Source organism: Shewanella sp. ZOR0012, from assembly GCF_000798835.1.
In the GTDB taxonomy this organism is placed as follows: domain Bacteria; phylum Pseudomonadota; class Gammaproteobacteria; order Enterobacterales; family Shewanellaceae; genus Shewanella; species Shewanella xiamenensis.
In genome coordinates, this window is sequence record NZ_JTLE01000094.1 from 2,583,389 (window position 1) to 2,592,760 (window position 9,372).

Annotated in this window: 10 protein-coding genes and 2 tRNA genes; 7 read left to right on the forward strand and 5 right to left on the reverse strand. The window is 45.3% G+C overall.

All coding sequences use genetic code 11. From position 1 onward, the window contains the following. Window positions 1-225 precede the first annotated feature (225 nt). Together ald and trxB are read left to right on the forward strand one after the other, a co-directional pair. Entirely contained in the window at window positions 226-1,341 is a 1,116-nt protein-coding gene (ald, locus tag L976_RS12980; RefSeq protein ID WP_037418428.1) for an alanine dehydrogenase, read from the forward strand. Between the two features lie 251 nt (window positions 1,342-1,592). Further along, window positions 1,593-2,546: a thioredoxin-disulfide reductase gene (trxB, locus tag L976_RS12985; protein WP_011622726.1), complete on the forward strand. Its 954-nt coding sequence runs from the start codon at window positions 1,593-1,595 to the stop codon at window positions 2,544-2,546. 147 nt (window positions 2,547-2,693) lie between these two features. On the opposite strand, the gene rplT is transcribed toward trxB, so the two are convergent. The 4 genes from rplT to thrS form a co-directional block, all read right to left on the reverse strand. Then, a complete protein-coding gene (rplT, locus tag L976_RS12990; RefSeq protein ID WP_006081652.1) occupies window positions 2,694-3,050 on the reverse strand; it encodes a 50S ribosomal protein L20 in 357 nt (118 codons plus the stop codon). A gap of 16 nt (window positions 3,051-3,066) precedes the next feature. Further along, a complete protein-coding gene (gene rpmI / locus L976_RS12995) occupies window positions 3,067-3,261 on the reverse strand; it encodes a 50S ribosomal protein L35 (RefSeq protein WP_011072303.1) in 195 nt (64 codons plus the stop codon). Window positions 3,262-3,346: 85 nt separating this feature from the next. Then, complete coding sequence (gene infC, locus L976_RS13000; protein ID WP_011072302.1) at window positions 3,347-3,889, reverse strand: translation initiation factor IF-3; 543 nt, start codon at window positions 3,887-3,889, stop codon at window positions 3,347-3,349. A 3-nt stretch (window positions 3,890-3,892) separates the two neighbouring features. Continuing rightward, on the reverse strand, window positions 3,893-5,821 hold the full coding sequence (gene thrS / locus L976_RS13005) for a threonine--tRNA ligase (protein WP_037418422.1): 1,929 nt from the start codon (window positions 5,819-5,821) through the stop codon (window positions 3,893-3,895). 376 nt (window positions 5,822-6,197) lie between these two features. Here thrS and L976_RS13010 point away from each other — a divergent pair, with 376 nt between their 5' ends. Together L976_RS13010 and L976_RS13015 are read left to right on the forward strand one after the other, a co-directional pair. After that, window positions 6,198-6,467, forward strand: a complete 270-nt coding sequence (locus tag L976_RS13010) for a hypothetical protein (RefSeq protein WP_231570499.1) — start codon at window positions 6,198-6,200, stop codon at window positions 6,465-6,467. Window positions 6,468-6,681: 214 nt separating this feature from the next. Continuing rightward, entirely contained in the window at window positions 6,682-6,882 is a 201-nt protein-coding gene (locus L976_RS13015) for a CPXCG motif-containing cysteine-rich protein (protein ID WP_011622722.1), read from the forward strand. Window positions 6,883-6,891: 9 nt separating this feature from the next. Here L976_RS13015 and L976_RS13020 read toward each other — a convergent pair whose 3' ends face one another. Then, window positions 6,892-7,512, reverse strand: a complete 621-nt coding sequence (locus L976_RS13020) for a riboflavin synthase (protein WP_037418419.1) — start codon at window positions 7,510-7,512, stop codon at window positions 6,892-6,894. Window positions 7,513-7,545: 33 nt separating this feature from the next. Between L976_RS13020 and L976_RS13025 the strand changes: the two genes are divergently transcribed. The 3 genes from L976_RS13025 to L976_RS13035 all read left to right on the forward strand — a co-directional run bounded on the left by L976_RS13025 (window position 7,546) and on the right by L976_RS13035 (window position 9,372). Beyond that, window positions 7,546-8,925 (forward strand): MATE family efflux transporter, encoded by a 1,380-nt coding sequence (locus L976_RS13025; RefSeq protein WP_037427637.1) that lies wholly within the window; start codon window positions 7,546-7,548, stop codon window positions 8,923-8,925. A gap of 255 nt (window positions 8,926-9,180) precedes the next feature. After that, a tRNA-Val gene (locus L976_RS13030) sits at window positions 9,181-9,257 on the forward strand. Window positions 9,258-9,295: 38 nt separating this feature from the next. Continuing rightward, a tRNA-Val gene (locus L976_RS13035) sits at window positions 9,296-9,372 on the forward strand.

Genomic DNA, 9,372 nt, shown 5'->3' on the forward strand with positions numbered 1-9,372 from the left:
GATGCGATCCAAGTCTTTTACAGGACTCTTTTTATTATATGCCATTTATTTAACCTTGCTTTATCACTAAAACAACATTTTATTCTACGTATGTCTAAAGTTCAGCAGCATAAACTGCGTCGCCGATACTATACTAGATATCCCTGAATTAATCACGTTCAGGTCACGATAAAATAACAATTATGCCCATTAAAAGTGGGTTTTTCAGGCAATTGAGGCTCAAAAATGATTATTGGTGTACCAAAGGAAATTAAAAACCACGAGTATCGTGTCGGTATGGTTCCTTCAAGCGTTCGCGAATTGACAATCAAAGGTCATGAAGTGTTTGTAGAAACGAATGCCGGCACGGGAATTGGTTTTACTGATCAGGATTATATTGATGCAGGCGCAAAAATATTAGCAACTGCTGCTGAAGTCTTTGCTAAAGCAGAGATGATTGTAAAGGTAAAAGAGCCTCAAGCAGTTGAACGCGCCATGCTGCGTCATGACCAGATTTTATTCACTTATCTGCATTTAGCACCGGATTTACCACAAACTGAAGATTTAATTAAAAGTGGTGCCGTATGTATCGCTTACGAAACTGTGACCGATGACCGTGGTGGCTTACCGCTGTTAGCCCCGATGTCAGAAGTGGCTGGCCGCATGTCTATCCAAGCGGGTGCGATGGCGCTGGAAAAATCTTCTGGTGGTCGTGGTATGTTATTAGGTGGTGTACCCGGTGTTGAGCCAGCTAAAGTTGTGATCATTGGCGGCGGCATGGTCGGTACTAATGCAGCGCAAATGGCTGTCGGTATGGGCGCGGATGTAGTTGTGCTTGATCGTAGCATCGATGCACTACGTCGCTTAAACATGCAATTTGGTTCTGCAGTTAAAGCGGTTTACTCGACTGCCGATGCGATTGAGCGCCATGTATTAGAAGCTGATTTAGTCATTGGTGGCGTATTAATTCCTGGTGCTGCGGCACCTAAACTGGTGACACGTAGCATGATTTCTCGTATGAAACCAGGCAGTGCTATCGTAGACGTTGCTATCGACCAAGGCGGTTGCGTGGAAACCTCCCATGCAACGACTCACCAAGATCCAACTTATATCGTTGATGATGTTGTGCACTACTGTGTAGCGAACATGCCAGGCGCTGTAGCCCGCACATCAACCTTCGCTCTGAATAACGCAACTCTGCCTTATATTCTTAAGTTAGCTAACTTAGGTTATAAAGCCGCCCTGTTACAAGACAAGCACTTACTGAACGGTTTGAACGTAATGCACGGCAAACTGGTTTGTAAAGAAGTGGCTCAAGCATTAAACCTTGAGTACACAGCGCCAGCAAGTTTATTAGCCTAATCATATGAGAGCCTAGGTTCACACGGATCTACTCTGCTTTGTTCGGCCTCACTCTGTTGAGGCCGATTTTTTATGCAGATCACAAATATCTTCACTCACGCGGGTTTTAAGCCAGAGCCTTAGTAAACTCAGGCTGACAATTTGCCTTAGGATTCGATTAGCATAATCTAAAAGAATCACCAAACATCGCTTTACCCCTACAGGTAAATTCCCTACAATCCATGCAATTTGCTAAAAGCACGGAGAGAAAAATGAGCCAAGTCAGACATAGTAACCTATTGATTTTAGGTTCAGGTCCCGCAGGATACACAGCCGCAGTTTATGCTGCGCGCGCAAACTTAAAGCCTGTGATGATCACAGGTATGCAGCAAGGTGGTCAGTTAACGACCACGACTGAAGTTGAAAACTGGCCAGGTGATGCAGAAGACTTAACGGGTCCAGCATTAATGGAACGTATGCAAAAGCATGCGGAAAAATTTGATACTGAAATTCTGTTCGATCATATTAATGAAGTGACGCTAACTGAGCGCCCTTTCCGTTTAAAAGGCGATAACGGCGAATATACCTGTGATGCGCTAATCATCGCCACTGGCGCCTCTGCCCGTTACCTAGGACTTGAGTCTGAAGAAGCGTTCAAAGGACGCGGCGTATCGGCCTGTGCAACCTGTGATGGTTTCTTCTATCGTAATCAAAAAGTTGCAGTGATTGGTGGTGGTAACACAGCCGTTGAAGAAGCACTATACCTAAGCAATATCGCCGCCGAAGTGCACTTAATTCACCGTCGCGACACCTTCCGCTCAGAAAAAATTCTTATCGACCGTTTAATGGATAAAGTCGCCAACGGCAACATTATCCTGCATCTCGACCAAACCATGGAAGAAGTGGTTGGTGATGCAATGGGTGTAACAGGTCTAAAAATGAAGAGCACCAAAGACGGTTCTATCACTGATCTAGCCGTTGCCGGTGTGTTCGTGGCCATTGGTCACAGCCCAAACACAGGGATTTTCGAAGGCCAATTAGAGATGAACAACGGCTATTTGAAGGTGCAGAGTGGTCTCCAAGGTAACGCCACGCAAACCAGTATAGAAGGTGTGTTTGCCGCAGGAGATGTGATGGATCAACATTACCGTCAAGCGATTACCTCTGCGGGTACAGGTTGTATGGCAGCATTAGATGCCGAGCGTTACTTAGACGCGAAGAAATAATCTACTGTAGGTCTTATCTAGACTCAAATAATAGCAGGCATAGGTTAACTACCTTAGCCTGCTATTTTTTATCTGCATGTTGTGGCTAAAAACAGCAACAAAAAAAGGGACCAAATGGTCCCCTCTTAAGTGCGACAAACTAATTGCTTAGTTTAACGCTTCTTTTGCTTTTTCAACTAAAGTTGCGAATACAACTTTGTCGAATACAGCGATGTCAGCCAAAATCTTACGATCGATTTCGATAGACGCCTTTTTCAGACCGTTGATGAAACGGCTGTAAGACAGACCATTTTGACGAGCTGCAGCATTAATACGTGCAATCCACAGTTGGCGGAATTGACGTTTTTTCTGACGACGGTCACGGTAAGCATATTGACCAGCTTTAGTTACTGCTTGAACAGCAACGCGGTAAGTACGGCTACGAGCGCCATAATAACCTTTAGCTAATTTTAAAACTTTCTTGTGACGAGCACGTGCGGTTACACCACGCTTAACTCTTGGCATTTTCTAATCTCCTAAATTAAGCGTATGGTAATTGACGCGCGATTGCTGGAACGTCAACTTTGGCAACTAAACACTTGTTACGTAAGTGACGCTTACGCTTAGTGCTCTTTTTGGTCAGAATGTGACGTAAATGGGCTTGCTTGCGCTTGAAACCATTAGCGGTTTTCTTAAAACGCTTCGCTACACCTCTGTCGGTTTTCATTTTAGGCATTACTAAAACTCCGCATTGGGATGTTAAATAAAAAGCAAGGCGAGCGAAGGCATATAGCCTTCGCTACTTTTATAGGTTGCCCTACTTATTTCTTTTTAGGCGCTAGCACCATGATGGCTTGTCGGCCTTCCATTTTCGGGAAAGATTCAACAACCGCATACTCATCCAAATCAGTCTTAATACGGTTCAAAAGATCCATACCAAGATTTTGGTGGGCCATTTCGCGACCTCGGAAACGCAGCGTAATTTTCGCTTTGTCCCCGTCTTCCAGAAAACGTATCAGGTTGCGTAGTTTTACCTGATAGTCGTTTTCGTCAGTTCCAGGACGGAATTTAATTTCCTTAACCTGAACCTGCTTTTGCTTCTTCTTTTGTTCCTTGGCTGACTTAGCCTTATCAAACAGGAACTTACCGTAGTCCATAATGCGACATACTGGAGGTTCAGCATTTGGACTAATTTCAACTAGGTCTACACCTGCTTCATCTGCCAAATTCTGAGCATCTCTGATGCTCACCACACCAATAGCTTCACCATCAATGCCGGTTAAGCGTACTTCTGGTACACCTGTGATTTCTTCATTGATTCTATTAGGGGCCAGCTGACGCCCTGCTGTTTTCTTGATCTTTATGACCTATTCCTCCAACAATTTGAGACTACGGAGCGAAATCTGTTGATGGATTTTAGCGGCGAAATCTTCAATTCGCATCTTACCTAAATCAACGCCATCACGAGTACGCACCGCGACTTCCTTATTTTCCATCTCTTGATCGCCAACGACCAATAAATAAGGGACACGCCTTAAGGTGTGTTCGCGTATTTTAAAGCCTATTTTCTCATTCCTCAAGTCAAATGAGGCACGAATACCTTGTTCTTTGAAGAATTTGACCACTTCTTCAACATAATCAGCCTGTTTGTCGGTGATATTCATCACGACAACTTGCATTGGCGCTAACCATGTTGGGAACCGACCAGCATATTCTTCAATTAGAATACCTAAGAAACGCTCCAACGAACCTAAAATTGCACGATGGATCATCACAGGCGTTTGACGGCTATTATCTTCCGCCACATAAGTTGCACCTAAACGGCTTGGTAATGCGTAGTCAAGTTGCACTGTTCCGCACTGCCATGCACGGTCTAAACAGTCGTGCAGTGTGAACTCAATCTTAGGACCGTAGAAGGCACCTTCACCCGGTAAAATAGTGAATTCAATATTATTAGCACGTAAGGCTTGTTTCAACGCTTCTTCAGCTCTATCCCACATCGCATCGTCACCGATACGTTTTTCTGGGCGAGTTGATAGTTTTACCACGATGTTTTCAAAACCGAAGGTAGAGTAAGTATCGTATACCATTTGGATACAAGAGCTGACTTCCGCTTGAACTTGCTCTTCAGTACAGAAAATATGGGCGTCGTCTTGAGTAAAACCACGTACGCGCATCAGGCCGTGCAGTGAACCAGAAGGCTCATTACGGTGACAGCAACCAAATTCTGCCATACGCAATGGCAAGTCACGGTAAGATTTCAAACCTTGGTTGAAAATCTGTACGTGGCCAGGGCAGTTCATTGGCTTAACCGCATATTCACGGTTTTCACTGCTGGTGGTGAACATGGCTTCTGAGTACTTATCCCAATGACCAGAACGCTCCCACAGTACGCGGTCCATCATGAGTGGACCTTTCACTTCTTGGTAAGTGTATTGATTTAACTTGCGACGAATGAATCTTTCTAACTCGAGGAAGATACTCCAACCGTCGTTATGCCAGAACACCATGCCGGGTGCTTCTTCTTGCATATGGTAAAGATCGAGCTGCTTACCAATCTTGCGGTGGTCACGTTTAGCCGCTTCTTCGAGACGAGTTAAATAGGTACTCAGGGCTTTTTTGTCAGCCCATGCAGTACCGTAAATACGTTGCAGCATCTTATTTTCAGAGTTACCGCGCCAGTAGGCGCCGGCAATGCTCATCAATTTAAAATGCTGGCAAAAACGCATGTTTGGCACGTGAGGACCACGGCACATGTCGGTGTATTCTTCGTGATGATACAGAGCAGGTGTCGCATCTTTGCTAATGTTTTCATCCAGAATCGCAATCTTATATTCTTCACCGCGAGCGGCGAAGGTATCACGGGCTTCTTGCCAGCTTACAACGCGTTTCACTACGTCATAGTTGGTTTTTGCCAGTTCAAGCATACGTTTTTCGAGGGCTTCGATATCTTCTTGAGTCAGCTTATGCTCAAGATCGATGTCGTAGTAGAAGCCGTTATCGATCACAGGACCGATCGCCATCTTGGTTTGTGGCCATAATTGCTTGATTGCATGGCCTAATAAATGCGCACAAGAATGGCGAAGGATTTCAATACCTTCTTCGTCTTTAGCGGTAATAATAGAAAGTTCAGCATCGATTTCGATAAGATCGCAAGCGTCTTTGAGTTCGCCATTCACGCGACCAGCGATACAGGCTTTCGCAAGACCAGGGCCAATATCAGCGGCAACATCGAGAGTCGATACGGGATGTGCAAACTCGCGTTTGCTACCATCAGGAAGTGTAATTACAGGCATGAAATATCCTTGTCCAGTGGTGACCCACACGTAGGGCCACATGGTGATTAAGTAAAAAGAGTAATGCTCGCGAGGTTAAGACAGTACAGGAGTCTTAGCCGCCTTGCGTAGCAGGCAGTTATTCTACGGGATCGTCTTTAATACACGCAAGTTAAATGGCCCGATTGCTGGGGTTAGCGCCCAAATCGATGCATTTATTAAAACCAATCCGCGAAGTTTGCCGTTAATTCATCATATTGCAGTCAATCGTTCATGTGGCAGTCATCTAACGCCCCTACGCTATGCGCGTTAAATGACCGCGGGATTCTTTGTTATTTGCCATAACAAATGCCGTTGCCGTCACATCGCTGTAAATAATGAAGCAAAAGTAGTTGGTATGTTCACGAGTATCCTATTAACGGTTGCACTTAACCAAGTCGCCCAGAACCCAATCTCTGTTAACCCCATACCAAAAATACAATCTGAGCCGATAGTGGTTCAAAGCCAAACTGTAGTACATGTACAATTCGACACCATTGGCTTACAGGCCGATATCCATGCCGAGCTTTTGCTACAGATAGAACGACTATCGCAGGCCATTAGTGACAATATAGAGGAAGGCATATTACCGACGGCGCCTGTCGAACTGATGACTGTAAAGGATTGAGTTAACTTAACTGGTGCACATGCTTGACGGTTCTTACGCTAGAAAATTTTAGTGAAAAAAGTACCAAGCGCTGAGCTGAATGGAAAAATCTAGTTAATGAGATTTTGATATCGACTTTATCTAAGCTGCCACGGCACATTCTTGTATACTCAAACAAAGCCAGTGTGAAGGCTTAGCGACAAATGTCATCCCTTCGTTAGCGAGGAGTTGCGCCATGAGGATCATGAATAAAGTCATTGCCTGCCCCCACTGCGGACACCATCAACATATTAGTATTGATGCCAGCAGCGGCGATCAGGATTATTACGATGACTGCCGAATTTGTTGTAACCCCATCCACCTGCGTTTACATGTGGATGATGCCCGCCGAACCATAGAGTTATATATTGACTCGGACGACGAGCAAATTTATTAGGCATGTTGATTAAGATTGGTTGCTAAAACGTTTAGCCAGCACACGCTCAACTGTGTCGACGATGGCTTGGGTTTGGCTATCAATTTCGATATTTAACTCATCACCAACCTGACATTGGCCTAAATTGGTCAATTTAAGAGTTTCTGGGATCAAGTGCAGCATAAAAGTACTCTCGGTCACCTCGCCAACGGTAAGGCTGCAACCATTGACCCCAACAAAGCCTTTATAGAGAATATAATTCATCCATTTAGGCTCTACGCTTAAGGTCAGATCATAATGCTGCTCGGTGTGACTAATGTGACTGACTTTTGCCTTGGTATGAATGTGTCCAGATAGGATATGGCCGCCGATTTCGCTTCCAAAAGTCAGAGAGCGTTCAATGTTAACGCGCTGCCCAACGGATAAATTTGCCAAGTTAGTCAATCTTAAGGTCTCTTCCACTACGTCGAAAAATACCCTATCATCAACAACCTGAGTCACCGTCAGACATACCCCGTTATTTGCCACACTTGCTCCAATCGCAAGTCCCTCATGCAAATCAGGTTTAAACGCTACCTCAAGGGTATTGAGGCCATCTTTCTTATGTATTGCAACCACCTCACAGGTGGCTTGAACTATACCAGTAAACATTTTTTGCTCGCTTATTCGTTAAAGGCTGTATTTATGAATCATTCAGGCTTTCAGGCCAAACGCTTAATTCAACTCGCACTTCCAGTGTTGATCGCCCAAGTGACACAAACCATGATGGGGTTTATCGACACTGTAATGGCGGGTCGCGTCAGTGCGGTCGATATGGCCGCAGTTGCCGTGGGAACCAGTCTTTGGTTGCCCGCAATTCTATTTGTACAAGGGCTACTGATGGCGTTTACGCCATTATTTGCCCATCACAATGGCGCAAATAATCAGAAAGCCATTCAACCTTTGGCGTTTCAAGGCGCCTACTTAGCCTTAATTGGTGGCCTTGGCGTAATGGCGTTTCTCGCATCCGCGCCACTCGTGCTCAGCCATATGAATTTAGAGCCCCAATTGTACAACTTAACCATAGGATATATCGACGGTATTTTATGGGGCGCGCCCGCATTTGTGCTCTATCAAGTATTGCGTGGTTGCAGTGAGGGGATTTCTTATACCTTACCTACCATGATCATCGGTTTTGTGGGGCTCGCCGTAAATATTCCAGCAAACTATATCTTTATTTATGGTCACTTCGGCGTGCCTGCCATGGGCGGCGCTGGCTGCGGTGTCGCAACTGCATTGGTATTTTGGGCCATGTTGATCGCCATGACGATTTATATGCAGTTTCATAAGAAATTTGCCGCATTGGCACCCTTTAGCCAATTCCATCGCCCCGATTTTACCACCATGAAGAAGATGACCAAGCTCGGCATGCCAATCGCGATGGCGTTATTTTTTGAAGTAAGTCTGTTTGCGATTATCGCCCTGCTGCTGGCGCCATTAGGCGCAACTGTGGTGGCAAGTCATCAGATAGCGTTGAACTTCTCCGCTATTGTATTTATGTTGCCACTGTCGATTGGTATTGCCGTCTCGATTCGTATTGGCTACTACCTTGGCCGCGATCGTGCAGATATTTCTGCCGTGGTGGCTAAAGTCGGATTGTGGTTGGCACTATCGTTGGCCTTATCGACGGCAATCTTAACGGTGATATTCCGCTTTCAAATCGCCGAGTTATATAACAGCGATCCTGAAGTGGTGGTACTTGCGGGCAGTTTGATGTTGATGGCCGCGCTATATCAACTATCTGACTCAGTCCAAGTGGTTGCCGCTGGTGCACTACGTGGATATAAGGATACCCGCAGTGCATTTTATATTACGCTGTTTTCCTATTGGGGAATCGGCATGACCTTAGGTTATACCTTGGCGTATACCGACTTTATCGTACCCGCCATGGGCGCCCATGGCTTTTGGGCAGGATTGATTGCAGGTCTCACCTCTGCGGCGCTGCTGTTTTTTATCCGTCTACGTTATATTCAAAAGCATGGCGTACATTTAAGTCTGATTGAAGGCGACAGCGTGCACCATTGACATAGGACATAATTCACTGAATCAACGGCGAGCATTAGCTCGCCGTTTTGTTTAATTTCTTTTAATTTTGCAACCTTTGAAGCCTAACTTGCCGTTTTATCAGTAACTTTGCTGAAACACTGGGCAAGTTGCACAGCAATTCACCATTTGACAATAAAATTCGTTTTTTTGCTTGCCAGCCTTTCGCTATCCCCCTAATATAGCGCTCGTTCGAAAGCGAGATGCGTTTAGCGGTTTCGATATAAGTAATACGATGCACCCGTAGCTCAGTTGGTTAGAGCACTACCTTGACATGGTAGGGGTCGGTGGTTCGAGTCCACTCGGGTGTACCACTCTTTTCACAGAGTCTAAAAAGTGAAATTCAAACAGTGCACCCGTAGCTCAGTTGGTTAGAGCACTACCTTGACATGGTAGGGGTCGGTGGTTCGAGTCCACTCGGGTGTACCA